The sequence below is a fragment of the Neorhizobium sp. AL 9.2.2 genome (genome assembly GCF_013317225.1).
Lineage (GTDB): Bacteria > Pseudomonadota > Alphaproteobacteria > Rhizobiales > Rhizobiaceae > Neorhizobium > Neorhizobium soli.
In genome coordinates this window covers 835,447-854,225 of sequence record NZ_JAALXU010000009.1, presented here as the reverse complement: position 1 = coordinate 854,225, position 18,779 = coordinate 835,447, and the positions used below count along the sequence as shown (strand labels likewise).

17 protein-coding genes are annotated in these 18,779 nt (G+C 62.2%); 8 read left to right on the top strand and 9 right to left on the bottom strand.

Features of this window, described 5'->3' with window-relative positions:
* The first annotated feature begins 632 nt into the window (after positions 1 to 632).
* The 8 genes from G6K99_RS21465 (at position 633) to G6K99_RS21430 (ending at position 9,242) form a co-directional block, all read left to right on the top strand.
* On the top strand, positions 633 to 1,760 hold the full coding sequence (locus G6K99_RS21465; protein WP_174197820.1) for a transporter substrate-binding protein: 1,128 nt from the start codon (positions 633 to 635) through the stop codon (positions 1,758 to 1,760).
* Positions 1,757 to 2,338 (top strand): ANTAR domain-containing response regulator, encoded by a 582-nt coding sequence (locus tag G6K99_RS21460; RefSeq protein ID WP_174197819.1) that lies wholly within the window; start codon positions 1,757 to 1,759, stop codon positions 2,336 to 2,338. Before G6K99_RS21465 ends, G6K99_RS21460 begins: the two co-directional genes overlap by 4 nt.
* Entirely contained in the window at positions 2,338 to 3,186 is an 849-nt protein-coding gene (locus G6K99_RS21455; RefSeq protein ID WP_174197818.1) for an ABC transporter permease, read from the top strand. Before G6K99_RS21460 ends, G6K99_RS21455 begins: the two co-directional genes overlap by 1 nt.
* Complete coding sequence (locus G6K99_RS21450) at positions 3,186 to 4,106, top strand: ABC transporter permease (protein ID WP_174197817.1); 921 nt, start codon at positions 3,186 to 3,188, stop codon at positions 4,104 to 4,106. Before G6K99_RS21455 ends, G6K99_RS21450 begins: the two co-directional genes overlap by 1 nt.
* 22 nt (positions 4,107 to 4,128) lie before the next feature.
* Positions 4,129 to 5,757: an ABC transporter substrate-binding protein gene (locus G6K99_RS21445; RefSeq protein WP_174197816.1), complete on the top strand. Its 1,629-nt coding sequence runs from the start codon at positions 4,129 to 4,131 to the stop codon at positions 5,755 to 5,757.
* A 187-nt stretch (positions 5,758 to 5,944) separates the two neighbouring features.
* Complete coding sequence (locus tag G6K99_RS21440; RefSeq protein WP_062460040.1) at positions 5,945 to 6,889, top strand: acetamidase/formamidase family protein; 945 nt, start codon at positions 5,945 to 5,947, stop codon at positions 6,887 to 6,889.
* A gap of 23 nt (positions 6,890 to 6,912) precedes the next feature.
* Positions 6,913 to 8,571, top strand: coding sequence for an ABC transporter ATP-binding protein (locus tag G6K99_RS21435; RefSeq protein ID WP_180215600.1), 1,659 nt, complete (start codon positions 6,913 to 6,915; stop codon positions 8,569 to 8,571).
* A 236-nt stretch (positions 8,572 to 8,807) separates the two neighbouring features.
* The gene (locus G6K99_RS21430; protein ID WP_062460521.1) at positions 8,808 to 9,242 is read left to right on the top strand and encodes an RbsD/FucU family protein; all 435 of its coding nucleotides are present in this window, start codon (positions 8,808 to 8,810) and stop codon (positions 9,240 to 9,242) included.
* Between the two features lie 253 nt (positions 9,243 to 9,495).
* Here the strand turns inward: G6K99_RS21430 and atzF are convergent, their stop codons facing one another.
* From atzF to G6K99_RS21385, 9 genes are read right to left on the bottom strand one after another with little or no spacing between them, the layout of a single operon-like run.
* Positions 9,496 to 11,313, bottom strand: coding sequence for an allophanate hydrolase (gene atzF / locus G6K99_RS21425; protein WP_174197814.1), 1,818 nt, complete (start codon positions 11,311 to 11,313; stop codon positions 9,496 to 9,498).
* The gene (locus G6K99_RS21420; RefSeq protein ID WP_062460034.1) at positions 11,310 to 11,663 is read right to left on the bottom strand and encodes a cupin domain-containing protein; all 354 of its coding nucleotides are present in this window, start codon (positions 11,661 to 11,663) and stop codon (positions 11,310 to 11,312) included. Before G6K99_RS21420 ends, atzF begins: the two co-directional genes overlap by 4 nt.
* Complete coding sequence (locus G6K99_RS21415) at positions 11,656 to 12,324, bottom strand: cysteine hydrolase family protein (RefSeq protein WP_174197813.1); 669 nt, start codon at positions 12,322 to 12,324, stop codon at positions 11,656 to 11,658. The genes G6K99_RS21420 and G6K99_RS21415 overlap by 8 nt, the downstream gene beginning before the upstream one ends.
* A complete protein-coding gene (locus G6K99_RS21410) occupies positions 12,324 to 13,874 on the bottom strand; it encodes an ATP-binding cassette domain-containing protein (RefSeq protein ID WP_174197812.1) in 1,551 nt (516 codons plus the stop codon). The genes G6K99_RS21415 and G6K99_RS21410 overlap by 1 nt, the downstream gene beginning before the upstream one ends.
* Before the next feature lies 1 nt (position 13,875).
* Positions 13,876 to 14,955, bottom strand: coding sequence for a ring-opening amidohydrolase (locus G6K99_RS21405; protein WP_371816267.1), 1,080 nt, complete (start codon positions 14,953 to 14,955; stop codon positions 13,876 to 13,878).
* A 2-nt stretch (positions 14,956 to 14,957) separates the two neighbouring features.
* On the bottom strand, positions 14,958 to 15,659 hold the full coding sequence (locus tag G6K99_RS21400; protein WP_174197811.1) for a cysteine hydrolase family protein: 702 nt from the start codon (positions 15,657 to 15,659) through the stop codon (positions 14,958 to 14,960).
* Positions 15,660 to 15,669: 10 nt separating this feature from the next.
* Positions 15,670 to 16,686: a formamidase gene (locus G6K99_RS21395; RefSeq protein WP_174197810.1), complete on the bottom strand. Its 1,017-nt coding sequence runs from the start codon at positions 16,684 to 16,686 to the stop codon at positions 15,670 to 15,672.
* Positions 16,687 to 16,699: 13 nt separating this feature from the next.
* Positions 16,700 to 17,626, bottom strand: a complete 927-nt coding sequence (locus G6K99_RS21390; RefSeq protein ID WP_174197809.1) for an ABC transporter permease — start codon at positions 17,624 to 17,626, stop codon at positions 16,700 to 16,702.
* Positions 17,626 to 18,756 (bottom strand): ABC transporter permease, encoded by a 1,131-nt coding sequence (locus G6K99_RS21385; protein ID WP_174197808.1) that lies wholly within the window; start codon positions 18,754 to 18,756, stop codon positions 17,626 to 17,628. The genes G6K99_RS21390 and G6K99_RS21385 overlap by 1 nt, the downstream gene beginning before the upstream one ends.
* Between the last annotated feature and the right edge of the window lie 23 nt (positions 18,757 to 18,779).

Genomic DNA, 18,779 nt, shown 5'->3' with positions numbered 1-18,779 from the left:
TTTGATCAAGCGTTCTGGAATGCCTTACCCGGCGCGATGTAGTGCCATCGCAGCTTGATCCTGTGCGTCCATTGCAGGAGCGCATCGCTGGTGAACTCGCTACGTTGTCGCTGACAATCAACCCTCGTTTGCCAAGCTTCCCAACGAACTGACCCCGTTCACAGGCAACCTGCAAGCCGGAGAGCGACATGACCACGCTCGGACATTCTCTGGTGCGATCATCGACGATCGTTAGACGTGGAACCTGCCGATCGGGGTTGCTGATTCGACATGAGGTCCAGCGACTAGCGATCGTTGGCGGCAAGCGGGATCAGCATCGGTGTTCGTATGCCTATCGCTCGCTTCTGACCGCCGCGCTTGCGCCCGTCAGTCACTCTCCTCGATAAAGCCGGAAGAGCCGCTTGCGGGTCACAATGTGACCTTCACGTCCGAATTTGGGGACGCAACACAGTCGAAGTCGAAGACCCGTCGCACTTGACAACGCAGTGCTGCCTGTATTTTACTCAAGCTCGCGGAATAGGCATGCGCCGCCGCATCACATGACTTCGATTGTCTCCAGGCAGTTTCGCCTCACATCGCCCCGCCCCGTGCGGGATCTGCGTTGTGGGTTTTTTTGGTTTTGGTGCACCCGCATGAGCGACCCGATCAGGATTGGCATTCTCTTTTCGACAACCGGACCCTATGGGTCGATGGGGCGGGATGCGCGCGACGGTGCCGATCTCGCGATTGCCGAATTCGGCGACTCGTCTGATGGCGGCGTCGATGCCGTGTTATTCGATCCCCATGCGGATCTTGCCGCCTATCTCGACGGTGCCCGCAACCTGCTGCGGCAGGGATGCCGGCATATTGTCGGCACGATCACGTCGGCTGCCCGCAAGGAAGTCCTGCCGCTGATCGAAAAGCATGACGGTCTGCTCTGGTACATGTGCCCTTACGAGGGGTTCGAGGCCAATGAGAGCGTGATCTATCTCGGCGGCTGTCCGAACCAGCATCTCCTGCCGTTGTTCGACTATCTCATCCCGCGCTATGGCAAGCGGCCATATCTGGTCGGCGCCAACTATGTCTGGGGCTGGGAAATGAACCGGTTGGCGCGCGAACTGGTGGGCAATGCCGGCGGCGAGGTTCTCGGTGAGCGTTACCTGCCGCTCGATGAAACCGCCGTCGAACGGATCATCGCGGAGATCGAGCAGCGGCGTCCGAGCTTTATCCTCAACAATCTTATCGGGCCGTCCAGCTATGCGTTTCTGGCCGCGATGCGGGCGCTGGCTGACAGGGATGCCGCATTTCGGCCCGAGGTCTGCCCGGTCGTCAGCTGCGATCTGATGGAATGCGAGCTTGCTGATATCGCGCCGGGTGCTGCCACCGGGCAGCTTTGCGCCGCCTCCTATTTCGATACTCTGGCGACGTCCGAAAACCGTCGCTTCAAGCAGAATGTTCATGCGAGGTTCGGCGAGCGCCGGGTGTCGAGCGTCTTTGCGAGCGCCTATACCGCGGTCAAACTGGCGCTTGCGGCGATTGCTGCGGCGAAAACCGACGACCCGCGGGCCGTGCGACAGCAGCTCAGCCGCCAGCCATGGCCAAGCCTGTTCGGGCCGCTTGCCATTGATGCGGCAACCAACCATGCGGCGCTGCCCTTCCATCTCGGCCGCATCAACGCCGACAACGGTTTCGACGTGATCGCTTCGCGGCCGCCGCTTGCGGCAGATCCTTATCTCACCGGCGGCAACCGTCTGCAGCCGAGACTGCGGGTGGTGTCATGAGGCAGACCCCGACTTTCGCCGGCTCAAAGGTCACGATCCTGCACCGCGTAGACGGCAATACCGAAAAGCTCGTGCGCCAGCTTCGCCTGCTCGGTGTCGAGGCGGCTGTCCAGTGGGCGCCGCTGTCTTCGGGCGATCTGCCCGACATCGTCATGGTCGATGCGGACCAGGGCTGGGACGATCTCCTGCCGTTCGACAGGCAGGCGCCGCTTCGCCCCGTCGTGGCACTGCTCGGATCGGAAGCACCGGGTCGCATTGCCTGGGCGCTGTCGCAAGGAGCGGGCGCCATCATCGCCAAGCCCGTCGCCAGTTCCGCCGTCTATCCCGCGCTTGTCATGGCGCTGTCAATCCAGAAGGAGCGCGAGGAAGCACAGGATCGCATCCGGCATCTGGAGGAGCGCTCGCGCCTGAGGCCGCTCGTCTATGCGGCGGTCGAGCGTTTGATGGCCTCGCATGCGATCGGTGAGGATCAGGCCTATCGGACGCTGCGCGAATGCGCCATGCGCCGCCGCTTGCCGATGGAGCAGATCGCCGCATTTATCGTTGCCGGCGTCGAACCGCTCCCGGAGGCGATCTGATGCGGGTGTTCAAGGAGCTATTGAGGCAGCCGGTCGCGTTGTTCGGCATTCTCATCGTCTTGACGGTCGTCATTGCAGCGCTCGCCGCGCCGATGATCGCGCCGTTCGATCCTGACAACCAGATGTTCGACGGGCTTTCGCTCGAAGGTGCGCCGCTGCCGCCGGGCGGACCGTTCCTGCTCGGCACCGACACGCTGGGCCGGGACCTGTTTTCGCGTCTTCTCTACGGCGCCCGCACATCGCTGATCATCGGGCTCGTCGCCAATGGTGTGGCTGTCACGATCGGGCTGTTCGTCGGCATCGTCGCCGGCTATGTGCGCGGCTTCTTCGGCACGCTCTTGATGCGCTTTACCGATCTGATGATGGCGTTTCCAGCGCTGCTGCTCGCGATCGTGCTGGCCGCCCTGCTTCGCCCCAGCCTCTGGATCGTCGCGATGGTGATCGCCTTGGTCAACTGGGTGCAGGTCGCCCGCATCGTCTATACGGAAACCCGCGGGCTGGTGGAGCGCGACTTCATCATGGCCGAACGCTCGCTCGGTGCCGGTCACGGGCGGATCCTGTTCCTGCATATCCTGCCGCATCTGATGCCGACGGCGATCGTCTGGGGCACGCTCGGCATTGCGACGACCGTGCTTCTTGAAGCGACGCTGTCCTTCCTCGGGATCGGCGTGCAGCCGCCGCAGCCATCCTGGGGCAATATCATCTTCGAGAGCCAGAGCTATTTCCAGGCGGCACCGTGGCTGGTGTTTTTCCCCGGCGCGATCATCCTTCTGACGGCACTTTCCTTCAACCTCGTCGGTGACGCCCTTCGCGACATTCTCGATCCGACGCAGCGGGGACGAGGCTGATGGCGATGCTCTTTCTCCGGCGCGTGGTGCAGATGGCGCTGATCCTGCTGGGGGTCGCGGCGATCACCTTTGTGCTGCTCTACGCCCTGCCGGCGGATCCGGCCCGGATGATTGCCGGCCGCAGTGCAACGGCGCAGACGGTCGCCAACATTCGCCGGGAACTCGGCCTCGACCAGTCGTTGCCTGTGCAATTCTGGACGTATCTCTCCAACCTGCTGCAGGGCAATCTCGGTCGCTCCTATGCGCAGAAGACGGAAGTTGCGACGCTGATCATGGCGCGGCTGCCGGCCACCCTGACGCTGATGTTTTCCGGCATCGTCGTCGAAGTGGTGCTCGGTCTGACCCTTGGAACGATCGCTGCCGTCCGCCGCGGCGGGTTCGTCGACCGGGTGGTGATGATGGCATCCTTTGTCGGCGTGTCGGCGCCGCAATTCGTGGTGGCGCTGCTGCTGCTTTATGTGTTTGCCGCAACGCTCGGCTGGTTTCCGATGAGCGGCTACGGCACGTTTTCGCATGTGGTTCTGCCGGCCGCGACGCTCGGCGTGCTCGGTGCCGGCTGGTATGCCCGCATGGTCCGCTCCGCAATGATCGACGTGCTCAACCAGGATTACGTGCGAACGGCCCGCGCCAAAGGGTTGTCGTCGCGCCGCATCACCTTGCGCCATGCGCTGCCAAACGCCGTGCTGCCGGTCATCGCCATGATCGGCATCGATATCGGTCAGTTCATGGGCGGTGTCGTCGTGGTCGAGGCCGTCTATGGCTGGCCGGGCATCGGCCAGCTGGCCTGGCAGGCGATCCAGCAGGTGGATATCCCGATCATCATGGGCGTGACGCTCACCTCTGCGCTCGCCATCATTCTCGGCAACCTCGTTGCAGACCTTATCGCGCCGGTCATCGACCCGCGCATTAGAACCCGCTGACAGCAACAAAAAGGGGAACGACATGTTCAAACGCTGGCTTCGAAACACAACCGTTGCAACCATGGTGGCAATCGCCCCCTTGGGCACCATGTCCGCAATGGCGCAGGGCGCACCGCAGCAGGGCGGCGATATCGTCGTCACCTACAAGGACGACATCACCACGCTCGATCCGGCGATCGGCTACGACTGGGTCAACTGGTCGATGATCAAGAGCCTTTATTCGCGCCTGATGGATTACGAGCCGGGCACGCCGAACCCGGTGCCGTCGCTCGCCGAAAGCTTCGAGGTCGCTCCGGACGGGCTGACCTACACGTTCAAGCTTCGCAAGGGCGTGAAATTCTCCAACGGTCGCGAAGTCGTCGCCTCCGATGTCAAATACTCGATCGAGCGTGCCGTCGATCCGAAGACGCAAGGCCCCGGTGCCGGCTTCTTCGGCGCCATCAATGGCTTCGAGGACGTGACGGGCGGCAAGTCGGCGACATTGTCGGGCATCGAGACGCCGGATGCCGGCACGGTCGTGTTCAAGCTGTCGCGCCCCGATGCGACCTTCCTGCACGTGCTCGCCATCAACTTTGCCTCGGTCGTGCCGAAGGAAGCCGTTGAGGCAGCCGGTGGTGATTTCGGCAAGAACCCTGTCGGCTCCGGCACCTTCACTCTGAAGGAATGGACGATCGGTCAGCGTCTCGTGTTCGAGAAGAACCCTGCCTATTACGTCAAGGACATGCCGCATATCGACAAGTTCACCGTGGAAGTCGGCCAGGAACCGCTGGTTGCCTTGCTTCGTCTGCAGAAGGGCGAGGTCGATATCGCCGGTGACGGCATTCCGCCGGCAAAGTTCCTGGAAATCAAGAACTCGCCCGACGGCGCCCAGATCATCGTCGACGGTGCGCAGCTGCATACCGGCTACATCACGCTCAACACCAAGATGAAGCCGTTTGACAACGTCAAGGTGCGTCAGGCCCTCAACATGGCGGTCAACAAGGATCGCGTCGCCCGCATTCTCAATGGTCGCGCCACGCCCGCCAACCAGCCGCTGCCGCCGCTGATGCCCGGGTACGACAAGTCGTTTACCGGCTATGCCTACGACGTTGCCAAAGCCAAGGCGCTGCTTGCGGAAGCGGGCTTTGCCGACGGTTTCGAGACGGTGCTCTACTCGACGAATACCGATCCGCAGCCGCGCATCGCCCAGGCCATCCAGCAGGATCTGGCAGCAATCGGCGTTAAAGCCGAAATCCGGGCGCTTGCCCAGGCCAACGTGATTGCTGCCGGCGGAACCGAAGGCGAAGCGCCGATGATCTGGTCGGGCGGCATGGCCTGGATCGCCGACTTCCCGGATGCGTCGAACTTCTACGGCCCGATCCTCGGCTGCGCCGGCGCGGTACAGGGCGGCTGGAACTGGTCCTGGTACTGCAACAAGGATCTCGATGCCCGCGCCGTTGCGGCAGATTCGATGTCCGATCCGGCAAAGGCCGCCGAGCGTACCGCTGCCTGGGGCAAGGTGTTCACCGACATCATGGCCGATGCGCCATGGGTTCCTGTGATCAACGAGCGCCGCGTCGTTGCCAAGTCGCTGCGCATGGGCGGTGCCGACAACATCTACATCGATCCGACCCGCGTCATCAACTACGACGCGATCTTCGTGAAGCAGTAGACGCTTTCGGCCTTCGCTTGAGGTCGATACCCCCTCTGGCCTGCCGGCCATCTCCCCCACAAGGGGGGAGAAAATCCGCGGCGACGTGCAGTTTCGATTGCGGACGGAACGGCGGGCTAGACCCTTCCCCTTGTGGGGAGGGGTCGGGGAGGGGACTTGCCAACAAAAGCTACCAGGGAGAACATTCATGTGCATAGCCTGTACCCACACCATTCACCGCGCCCAGCATAATTTCGGCTGGAACAAGGATTTCGAACCGGCAGTGGTCGCGAAACCGGGCGAGACGATCCATTTCGAGTGCCTGGACTCTTCCGGCGGCCAGCTAGGGCGCGATGCGACGCTGGAGACGCTGAACAGCCTCGATTTCGGCAAGATCAATCCCGTTTCCGGACCTGTTTATGTGGAAGGCGCCAAGCCGGGCGATGCGCTGAAGGTCACGCTGCGCAAGTTCATTCCGTCAGGCGTCGGCTGGACGGCCAACATTCCGGGTTTCGGTCTTCTCGCCGACCAGTTCAAGGATCCGGCGCTGCATGTCTGGACCTATGATACCGCGACCATGGCGCCGTCATTGTTCGGCCCCGGTGGACGGGTGCCGCTGAAGCCGTTTGCCGGGACGATCGGTGTCGCTCCTGCCGAACCGGGCACCCATTCGGTCGTGCCGCCGCGCCGGGTCGGGGGCAATCTCGATATCCGCGACCTGTCGGCCGGCGTCACGCTCTACCTGCCGGTTGAAGTCGAGGGTGCGCTGTTCTCGATCGGCGATACGCATGCCGCCCAGGGCGACGGCGAGGTCTGCGGCACGGCGATCGAAAGCCAGATGAATGTCGAGGCGACCATCGAGCTGGTCAAGGATGCGAAGCTCCAGTCCCCGCGCTTCACCGTGACCGAGCCGGTGACCCGCCATCTCGACGGCGCCGGATACGAAGTCACGACCGGCATCGGCCCGGACCTGATGACCGGCGCGCGCGAAAGCGTCATGCGGATGATCGATCTGCTGACCGTCGAACACGGGTTGAACCCGGTCGATGCCTATATGCTCTGCTCGGTCTGCGGCGATCTCAGGATCAGCGAGATCGTCGATGCGCCGAACTGGGTGGTGTCGTTCTACTTCCCGCGGATCGTCTTCGCGTGAACGAGCATTCCGCAACAGCTGCGATGCCGATCCTCAGCGTCCGCGATCTCGATGTCGATGCGCGGACGCCCGAGGGGCGCAAGCCCGTTCTGCGAAACGTGAGCTTCGATCTAGCGGCGGGCGAAACGCTCTGCATCGCCGGCGAATCCGGGTCGGGTAAATCCGTCACCTCACTGTCGATCATGGGATTGTTGCCGAAGGCCTCGCTGACGGTGACCGCGGGTAAGATCCTGCTCGGCGATCGCGACCTGACATTGCTTTCCGATCGGGCGATGCGCGCGGTGCGGGGCGGCGATATCGCCATGATCTTCCAAGAGCCGATGACCTCGCTCAATCCCGTGATCTCGATCGGCACGCAGCTGACCGAAGCGATCCGCGAGCATCAGGGTCGCGACAATGCGGACGCCGTGGCGCTTCAGATGCTCGACGCGGTGCATATGACCGAGCCGGCACGTCGGATGAAGCAATTTCCGCACGAGCTTTCCGGCGGCATGCGGCAGCGGGTGATGATCGCCATGGCGCTGTCCTGCCGGCCAAAAGTGCTGATCGCCGACGAGCCGACAACCGCACTCGACGTGACGGTACAGGCGCAGATCCTGAAGCTGATGCGCGAATTGAAGCGCGAGTTCGACACCTCGATCATCATGATTACTCACGACATGGGTGTTGTGGCGGAAATGGCCGACCGCGTCGTCATCCTGCAGAACGGCCGCATCGTCGAGCAGGGCGGTGTCATCAATATCTTCCACCGGCCGCAGGCGGCCTATACGCAGCAATTGCTGGCCGCCGTGCCGATCCTTGGTGCGCATGCGGGAACCGACGGTCCGCCGCGTGTCTCGGCCGAGCCGAAACAGCCGCTTCCCGCGCCGGATCGGTCGCCTGTCCTCAATGTCCGCGATCTCGGCGTCAGCTATGGCAGCGTCGCCGGCCGGATTTTCAAGGGCAAGCCGCCTGTGAATGCGGTCAGCGACGTCGCCTTCGATATCCTGCCCGGCGAGACGCTGGGTCTGGTCGGCGAAAGCGGATCGGGCAAATCGACCACCGGAAAAGCGGTCCTCGGCCTCATTCCCTTCACCGGCCATGTGATGATCGACGGCCGTGAGATCGGCATGCTTAGCCAGCGCGATATGCAGGCGGTGCGCCGGTCGGCGCAGATGATCTTCCAGGATCCCTATGCCTCGCTCGATCCGCGCATGGCTGTCGGTCGGGCGATCGCCGAACCCTTGGTCATCCACGGTATCGGCAACAGAACCGAGCGGAAGGACCGGGTCGCAGACCTGCTTCGCCGCGTCGGGCTGCCGCCGGAGGCTGCCAGCCGGTACCCACACGAGTTTTCAGGCGGCCAGCGCCAGCGCATCTGCATCGCCCGGGCGCTGGCTCTCGAACCCAAGCTCATCGTCGCCGACGAAAGCGTTGCGGCGCTCGACGTCTCCGTGCGGGCGCGCGTGCTGGACCTGATGCTGGAATTGCAGGAGACGATGGGGATCGCCTATCTGTTCATCAGCCACGACATGGCAGTGATCGAGCGCATGTCCCACAATGTCGCGGTGATGCGCGGCGGGTCGATCGTCGAGATGGGCAGCCGCCGAGACGTCTTCGAACAGCCGAAGGACGAGTATACGCGGGCGTTGATGGGTGCGGTGCCGATCCCCGATCCCGCTGCGCGTCGCCATCACGGTTAAGGCGACGCGTATTCGTGGATTGCCTGACCTCGATGCGGGACTGTTTTGCCACGGTGCAGCGGCTGACGATAAACGCTTTACGACGAGGATAACGTTGATGCGTCAACACGTATGCCGAACACAAGACACGGATTTCGTTGCTACTCATCGATTTTTTTGACAGCTTGTCCCGCAGATAGCCTTGGCCATCACACCAACGATACAACTCTATCAGCTATAACGGAACTCGTATAACAATGTTGAAGAACATCCCAAAGCATTTGAGCCCGGATGTGCTGTGGGCACTCGCAGCAATGGGGCACGGTGATTGTCTGGCCGTGGTTGATGCCAACTACCCAGCTTATTCTCGTCATCAACGTGTCTTACCGATTGTGGGAGTGCCGCTCGTTTCAATCATCGCCGATATATTGAAACTGATGCCGGTCGACGACTTTCTTGAAAAACCCGTAGTTAAAATGGTCCCTGACGGAGACCTGAGCTACGCCGCGTCGGTTCATTACGATGTCGAAAAGATAGTAAACGATACGGAGGAGCGGCAGGTTAGCTTCGAGCCCGTCGAGAGGACGAAGTTTTACGACGTTGCGGCTCGCGCATTCGCTGTTGTCGCGACTACGGATGACAGGCCCTTTGGTTGTTTCATTTTCACAAAGGGCGTCATCCGATCCGTCTAGTTTCCGTCGGCGCCGTCGGTTCGATTTTGCAAGAGTTCTGATATGGTTAGGCGTCCTTTGATCTCTGATTCAGAGCTTTCGGGATCGTGACGTGGATGCACGTTTTCATGTTGACGACCTGCGTGATGCGAATATCGGCCGCCAAGCTGCAGCGGGCGTGCATGTCACCGAAGCCGTCTGCGGCTATGTCGGATCGAGTGCTGTCAGGTTAGAAGCAGATCGAGGTTAGGTCGAGACCACACGCCACCAGCGATCAGCCGCTTTTGCAATAGGCGCGCCAGCCTCCATATCGGCTAATGTCGTTTGCGCCTGTCTCGAGCGCGATCTGTTCGCACAGGAACCCCTTTGCCGACGTTCCGTCCGACAGCGAGACCGTGCCGATCCCGAGAGGCGCGGGGATTGCCGCCACAAACCGGCCGAAGGCTGCGGGCGTCAGGCGCCAGATCTCGACTTCGATCTCGGTACCCTGATTCTGGCCCACCTTCACCATGCCCGGCTTGGCGGGAACCGTGCCGGCGAGGGCGTAAAGGCGGTAGTCGGTGGACGTCCGTGTCGTTCGGGAGAATTGGCCGTCGAGGTCGATGAGCTGATGATTGAGCGGCATTCCCGAAAGATGCGCGCCGACCACGACCAGATCGATCAGATCATCTGCCGGCACGACAGGCGGTGCCTCGGTCGGAGCCGGTAGCGGCCAGCCTGTCGCGCCGAGCGTCAGCCCGCTCGCGGCGTGAAGATCGCGGGCAAGCGTCGCTGTCAGCCCTTCCTTGCCGGCCGGTGCGAGAAGGGTGACGCTTGCCGGCAGGCCGTCCGGTCGCTTCCCGGTCGGGACGGCGATGCCGCACATATCGAGCAGATTGACGAAATTCGTGTAGGTGCCGAGGCGGGAATTTTCACGGATCGGTTCGGCTTCCAGCTCAGCGACCGTGAAATGCCGGGGTGCGGTGGGCACGCAGAAGAGATCGACGGACCCAATGACCGGCGCGAGCCGCTTCTTGAGTGCCTGCAGCGCATAGAGGCCGTTGAATGCGTCGGCTGCCGAGAGCGCTTTCGCTCCGCCATAGATGCTGCGCGTTACGGGATGGAACTTGTCTTCATGCGCATCGAAGAAATCCTTCACCGCTGCATAGCGTTCTGCAACCCAGGCGCCTTCGTAAAGCAGGTCGGCCACCTCGTAGAAATCGGCAAAGGGGATTTCGACGAGCTTGTGGCCAAGACCGGAGAGGACGGCGAGGGCCTCTGCGTATGCCGCTTCCATCGACGTGTCGCCGAAGAACCTCAGGTCGGTCGCTGCGGGAACGCCGATCGTCAGCACGGGCGGCGCCGCGGGGTAGCCTGTGGTCGGAATTGATCTCGAATAGGCGTCGGTCTCATCCGGTCGGGCAGCGACCGAGAACACGGTCCAGGCGTCCTCCACCGTCAACGCAAAGACGGAAACGCAATCGAGCGTCCGGCATGCGGGAATGACCCCGGTGGTGGAAAAAGCGCCAAGGCTTGGTTTTAGGCCGACGATATTGTTGAGACCGGCCGGAATGCGGCCCGAACCGGCCGTATCCGTGCCGAGCGCGAACGAGACGATACCGTGTGCTGTCGCAACGGCTGAACCGGAGGAGGAGCCGCCCGGAACGAGCGTTGGATCGATGGCATTCTTCGGGATCGGGTAGGGTGAGCGCACGCCGACAAGGCCTGTGGCGAATTGGTCGAGATTGGTCTTGCCGATGACCAGCGCTCCCGCCTCTTTCAGCAGGCGCACGATGGTCGCATCTTTTTCCGGCGTGTAGGCGTAGTCGGGGCAGGCGGCGGTGGTCGGCATGCCCGCGACGTCGATATTGTCTTTTACCGCAAAGGGTATGCCGAACAGCAGCTTTGCGGGATCGAAGGCGCCGAGCTTTTCCGCTTCCGCCAGGATCTCGAGTTTATCGCCCAGGTGGATGAAGATACCGGGGTCATCGACCTCGGCAATCCGGGCAAACACGCGCTCGACGATCTCGGTGACGGTGCCGCCGTTGCGATAGAAATTCGACAGCGAGACGATGTCGAATGCGGGTAGATCCGTCGATGTGGAGTAAGTCATGCCATGCTCTCTTCAAGTATCTTCACGGGCCGGTCCCACTGGATCAGCACCACACATCCCTTATCGCTCCAGACCGAATGCTCGGTGCCGGCGGCGTTGACCACGTAACTGCCCTCACCGTAATCCCCCGCTTCATCGGACTGCACGCCGTTGAGAACGAGGATGGTTTCGAGCCCCTGATGGAGGTGGCGTGGCACGGATGCTCCCGGCTGATACTTCAGTATCGCCACGCCCGGTTGGTCGCCCTCGAACGCTCTGATCCAGTGGATCGTCACATCTTTGCGGAACGGTCCGAATTCCAGGTCCTTCCAGCCTCCAGACGTCAGCATGGCGCGTGTCGTTTCAGGCATGGGGTAGTCCTTTCAGGATGTCGTCGATATGCGCCGTCCAGCCGACGATCGCGCCCTGAGCGCGGATCATGGCAATGGCAGTGGCCTTGAATTCGGGGAAATAGCTTTCGGTCGCCTCCTCGCAAAGCAGGCATTCATAACCACGGTCGTTCGCTTCCCGCATGGTCGTCTGAACGCAGACCTCGGTGGTCACGCCGGCAAAGACGAGCTGGGTGATGCCCTTCTGCTTAAGGATTTCGCCGAGTGCCGTCGCATAGAAAGCGCCCTTGCCGGGCTTTTCAATCACCACTTCGCCGGCGATCGGAGCGAGTTCCGGCAGGATTGCCGTGCCCGGTTCTCCCGCAATCAGCACACGGCCCATCGGCCCTTCGTCGCCGATCCGCAGAGAGGGGTTGCCGCGATCACGCTTGGCAGGCGGCAGGTCCGAGAGATCGGGCCTGTGACATTCCATCGTGTGGATGACAGGCAGGCCCGCGGCGCGAAAACCTTCGATAAGCCGCTTCACGTCCGGCACGATCCGGGTGATACGAGAGACGTCGTTGCCGAGGCTTGCGCCGAAGCCGCCGGCTTCGGCAAAATCGCGCTGCATGTCGATCACAACAAGCGCCATCTCGGCAGGTCGCAATGGAAAATCGAACGGTTCGGCCTTGATCATCGACATCAGTGGTGCCCCGCCATATGTGCCCCGATCACGCCGATGTCGGCGCCACGCGCCGGCGTCTCGTAGACGAGCCGTCCCTCGGAAATGACGATGATGCGGTCGGACATTTCGAGAAGCTCGTCGAGATCTTCAGAAAGCAGCAACACGGCCGTTCCAGCATTGCGCGCCTTCATGATGCGGGCGCGGATTTCTGCAACGGCCGAGAAATCCAGCCCGAAACACGGGTTGGAAACGATCAGCAGATCGACATCGCCTGTCAGTTCGCGGGCAAGCACGGCACGCTGAACATTGCCGCCGGAAAGCGCCGCAATCGGTGATGACGACGATGCGGTCTTCACCTTGAAATCGGAAATGAGCGACGTAGCCCGTTTTTTCATGCCGGCCTTGGAGAGCCACATTGCATCCCGGCCATCGGCCTTGAGGTCGAAGGTTCGGAAGGAAAGGTTCTCGCTGACCGTCATCCTTGGCGCGCAGGCATTTTGCAGCGGCTCTTCGGGAATGAAACGTACATTGTTAGCCCGCGTCTCGGCGCGAGTTGCCCCATAGGCCGAGCCGTTGACCTCGATGCTGCCGGCGCTGAGAGGTCGCTGACCGGACAGGATCTCGGCAAATTCCTTTTGTCCGTTGCCGGATATGCCGGCGATCCCGACGATCTCGCCTTCGCGGACCGAGAGGTCGTCGATCTCGATCGTCCTCAGCCCAGATCGATCCGGCGCCCTGACGTTGCTGAGCCTGAGCACCGTTTCCGCAGATTGGTTGACAGGCGCGCGGCTGTCGAGTTCGGCGAGTTTCACATTGCCGATCATCATCGCTGCCATGTCGGCGGTTGAGAGGTCACTGACCTTTCCCGTCCCGACCAGCTTGCCGCGACGCAGGATCGAGACGTCGTCGGCGAATTTGGTGATCTCGTGAAACTTGTGGGATATCATCAGCACGGTCAGCCCGCCGCTCTCCGTCATCCCGCGCACGAGGCCCAGCATCTCGTCGGCTTCGGCGGGCGTCAGAACTGATGTCGGCTCGTCGAGAATGAGGAAGGACCGGCCGAGATAGAGCTGCTTGACGATTTCAAGCTTCTGTTTCTCGCCAGCGGCAAGCTCGCTGACCGGTCGGTCGAGCGAGATCTTGAACGGCATACGCTCCATGAATTCAGCGAGTTCGCGGCGCTCCTTCGCCCAGTTGATCACGGCCGGCACTTGAGCCCGGCTGATCACGAGGTTCTCGGCCCCGGTGAGCGATGGGACTAGGGTGAAATGCTGGTAGACCATACCCAGCCTGTGGGTGGCCGCATCCCGTGGAGACGCGATCGCGACTTCGCGTCCGTCGACCGAAAGCGAGCCCGACGTCGCGTGGTAAAAGCCCATGATGCATTTGACCAGGGTCGACTTGCCGGCGCCGTTCTCGCCGAGAAGCGCGTGGAAGGATCCGGCTGGAACGCTGATCGAAACGTCATCCAGCGCCGTAAACGCGCCGAACCGCATGGTCATTCCCAATGTGTCGATGCTGGCAGCCTTGCCACGCTCCGGAAGAGGGGTATCGCGAACAATGCTCACTTCATCTCTCCTTTTCAACAATGATAGCGACAGGCCCGCCGCCGGGTGGTCCCTGGTGCTCGGCGCCACCAGAGACATAGAGATCGGTCATGCCGAAGACGCCCGCGAGCACGCCGCCGACAAAGGCGCGGGCATGGCGGGTGCCGGCAATGTCTGAATCGTCCAGCATCGTGTGACGCCGGCCACCGACCATGCCGGATGGGTCGGGTTCCGCCTTGGCCAGTACGGCGGCAATCGTCGCCCTTTCCGGCAGGCGCGCACGGGCGCCGTGCACGGAAGCAGTATCGATGGCGCTCGCCATGACGGCGTGATCGATCGCAAGCGGTCCGCTCCAGGCTCGGCTCATTCCAAGTACGATGATCTCGTGATCGGTCAGTTCGACGCCGGCGGATGCGGATGCGCGACGTGAAAAGAGGTCGTGACGGGAGCCGATGACCTCATCGGTAATGGTTGCGGCATCGACTTCGCCAAGTGCTAGGGCGACGCCCAGCGCCGAGGCTCCACGCGAAAGTCCCATGGACTTGAGTGTCTCGCGCGTGGCGACGGCGTGCCCCGTACTGTCTGCTTCGCCGATGCGGGCAAGCGTCAGAAGCGGGCATTTGATCTGGACGAAATGGACGTCCGCGGGGTCGTCGATGCCTGCATCCGCCATCGCGGTTCTTACGCCTTCGGCGACCATAAGCGCCTGTTCACGACGCCCGAGATGATGGAATGGGAGGTGGGGCGTTCTGGATGTACCGATGGCGAGAGCGGGCCCGCCTGCATCTGCGGCGTCATCAATCAAGCTCTCACGCGCAAAAACCGTCCAGTGCGGCGACAGGGCTCCTTCGGTGCCACCGGACATCACCAGCGAGACACCCTCGACGCCGTGGCGCGCGAACAGTGCCTCGAAACTCGCCGTGGCGAAGCCCCGCGTGAAATCGTTGACGCATCCGTTGCCCTCCGTCTTTCCGAGGATCGCAACGACGTTTTCCGGCTTCAGCCCTGCCGCGAACAGGGCTTCTACGCCCGATAAATCGGACGGACCGCTCGCCGCGACGCGAAAGACTTGAGCAAGCCTGGTCATGGTGGCGGCTTGCATCATCACGGGAGTGCCTCGATCAGCATTTTCGAGCTGGCCACCGCGCCGAAGACGCCGCCCTGCATCTTGACCATCTTGATCGCAGCGAGGTGGTTGCCGTAATCGGTCGCGCCGCAGCAATCCTCCAGAAGCAGGCATTCGAAGCCGCGATCGTTGGCCTCACGCATGGTCGTCGATACGCAGACATCTGTGGTGATGCCTGTCAGAATGATGTTCTCGATGCGCTTCTGGTGGAGGATCAGCTCCAGATCCGTTGCGCAGAAAGAACCCTTGCCGGGCTTGTCGATGATCGTTTCGCCCTCGATCGGATAAAGCTCCGGAATGATGTCCCATCCCGGCTCGCCGCGCGTCAGGATGCGGCCGCAGGGGCCGGGATCGCCGATGCCAGCACCGATGCGCTGCGAGCGCCAGCGCTTGTTGGCGGGAAGGTCGGCCAGATCGGGACGGTGGCCTTCGCGGGTGTGGATGATGTGGTAGCCTTTGGCACGCATGGCCGCGAGCACCGATCTGATCGGCTCGATCGGCGCCTGCACCAGCGACAGATCATAACCCATGTGGTCGACATAACCGCCCTTGCCGCAGAAGTCCGTCTGCATGTCGATGATGATAAGGGCGGTATTGTCGGGCCTCAGCTTGCCATTATAGGGCCAGGGATAGGGATCGGCACCGATATAGCTGCCGGTTGTTTCGACCATCGCATCCATGATGTCTCTCCTATTCCGCTGCCGGCTTGAGGGTTTCGCCATAACGGCGCGACGGCTTGTCGAAACCGCATGAGGTGCCATCGGTGACCTTGACCTCGTTCTCCCAGGGCAGCTGGTATTTGCCGGCGATCAGGTCGTGCATGTAGCTGTAGGGTGCATCGCCGGCGCCGCCTTCGACAGCAACGTAGCCGCGATGGCCGAACTGGTAGATATTGTTTTCCACGCCCCAGCCGCGTCGTGCCTCGCGCACGAGATCCGGCCGGACTTCGGCTGTTATGATCTCGTTCGGCCGGCCCGACGTCCCATGCGCAATGACCGAGCCGTCGAAATTGCAGATCATGCCTTCGCCCATGCTGTCGAACGTGCCGTCCGAGCCGCACATGCAGACATTGGCGGTGACCACGAGATTGCAGAAGGCATTCGACTGGTTGGTAAAGCGCCAGGCCTCGCGGATCGGCGCGGTATAGCCTGCCGTCCGGATCATGATCTCGGCACCCTTGTAGGCGCATTCGTGCGCCATCTCGGGGAACATGCCGTCGTGGCAGATGATCAGTGCAAGCTTTGCGCCTTTCGGCCCGTCGATGACAGGTATGCCGAGATCGCCGGGTTCCCAGGGCTCGACCGGCACCCAGGGATGCATTTTGCGATAATAGAGCTTCAGCTCACCCTGGTCGTCGATGACGATGCCGGAATTGTAAGGCATGCCGCCCGGGTTCAGTTCCATGATCGAGAAGCAGCCCCAGATCGCATTTTTGCGGCAGGCTTCCTTGAAAGCAGCAACCTCCGGACCGTCCAGCGAGCACATGATGTCAGGATTGATGTCCATCGATAGACCGTGGAGCGCATATTCTGGGAAGACGACGAGATCCATGCCGGGCTGGTTGCGCCGCGCCTTGGCGACGAGATCGACGATCACCTGCGTCTGGCGGGCAAGGTCCGCTTTTGTCACGGTCACCGGCAATTGCAGTTGCACGAGACCGATACCGACGCCGTGTTCGGATTTGTTGAGGCCGCCTAAGCCATTCATGTCGCAACTCCTATCATTTCGTCAGGGAAAGCGCGCCCGGCGCGCCGGAAAGCGCGCGGTGGGGCGAGGATGTGGCAATCAGTATGGCAAGCGTCAGCACGTAAGGCGCCGCGTAGAAGAGGTAGTAGCCCTGCGTCACGCCCACCGATTGCAGCGCCGGTCCAAGCGCGCCTGTCCCGCCGAAGAGAAGTGCTGCTAGGAAGCAGTGGATCGGGTTCCAGCGGGCAAAGATCACGAGCGCCACGGCCATGAGGCCCTGGCCGGAGGAAATGCCCTCGTTCCAGGAGCCGGGATAGTAGAGCGAGAGATAGCCTCCGCCGACAGCCGCCAGCGATCCACCGAGCGCGGTGGCAAGCAACCGCACGCGGTCCGGGTTGATGCCCATCGCGCGGGCCGCATCGGTGGAGTCCCCGACGACGCGCAGGATGAGGCCGGGACGGGTATTGCGGAAGGCCCAGAACAGAAAGAGAGAAAGGGCAAAGCCGATGAAGAAGAGGACATTGATATTCAGCGCCGCCTGGACCTGCGGATAGGACGACCAGTTGCCGAGCGGGATGGACGGCAGCTTTGGCGCGGAAGGCTGGATGAAGGGCTTGCCGAGGAAGAAGGCGAACCCGAGCCCGAACTGCATCATGGCAATGCCGATCGCGATGTCGTTGACGCGCGGGAAGCGGCAGATGAAGCCATGAATGAGCCCGAAGACCGCTCCTGCCGCCATGGCCGCGAGCACACCGAGCCATGGCGAACCGGTGAGGACGGCGACGGCGTAGGCCGTCATGGCTCCGAAAACGAGCGTGCCTTCCAATCCGAGATTGATGCGTCCGGAACGCTCGGTAATGGCTTCGCCGAGCGAGACGAAAATAAACGGAGTAGAGACGCGGATTGCCCCGGCGAGGATCGCAAGCGGCACGCCCCAGAGACCAATGTTTGTCTCGTCCATCACGTTCTCCTTTTCCAGAGGTCGGGATTGAAGACCTTGAACCTGCCGTAAAAGGTCTCGCAGAAGAGGATGACGATGAAGAGCGTGCCCTGCAGCGCAACGACGGTCGCATCAGGCAGTCCCATCCGGCGCTGGATCAGGCCGCCGGATGCCTCGAGCCCTCCGAGCAGAAACGCGATCGGGATGATTGCCAGTGGATTGTGGCGCGCCAGAAATGCCACGAGAATGCCGGTGTAGCCGTAACCTGCCGCAATCGAGCCGTTCGCACTGCCCTGCACGGCCGCCACCTCCAGCATGCCGGCAAGCCCGGCGAATGTGCCGGCGATCGCCGTGAAGCCGACGATCAGTCGACCGACCGGCAAGCCCTGGATCTGTGCGGCGCGTACATTTCCGCCGGCCATCCGAGCGGCAAAGCCGTAGCTCGTCATCTCGATCAGGATCCAGGAGCCGACGCAGGCTATGATGCTGATGACGAGGCCCCAGTGAACATCCATTCCGGGGATATCGCCGATCATATATCCTGGTGGCAGCGGCATGGTGGAGGGCTTGTTCAGGCTTGCCGGATCCCGCAACAGCCCTTCCACGAGCTGGTTCATCAGCGCGATCGCGATATAGGCCAGCAGCAGCGACGAGATCGTTTCGTTGACGCCGCGGTAGTGCCGCAGAAACCCTACCGCACCGATCCAGATGCCGCCGACGATCATGGACGCAACCGCCATGACGATGAGCGCCGGATAGGGAGGAAGGAAGCCGGTCAGTGGTGCGGCAACCGCTGCGGCTGCAACGCCGCCGAGCACGAGCGCGCCTTCTCCGCCGATGATGACCAGACCGAGGCGTGCCGGCAGTGCCACGCAGAGCGCTGTGAGGAGGAGGGGCGCTGCGCGCGAAAGGCTGTTTTGCAGCGAAAACCAGCTGCCGAAACCGCCGGTATACATGAGCTGGAAGAGCGCGACCGGCGACTTGCCGATCGCGAGAATGAAGAGGGAAAAGAGCATGAGGCCTGCCAGAATGGCAGCAGACCCGATGACGACGGGCTCTGCACGCCGCGCCAGCCATTCCAGAAGCGGGCGGAACGTGGTCCCTCCGCCGGCATTCAACGAGACCGCTGGAACGTTTGCTTGAACTGTCATGACGCTTCTCCCTTCACCCGATG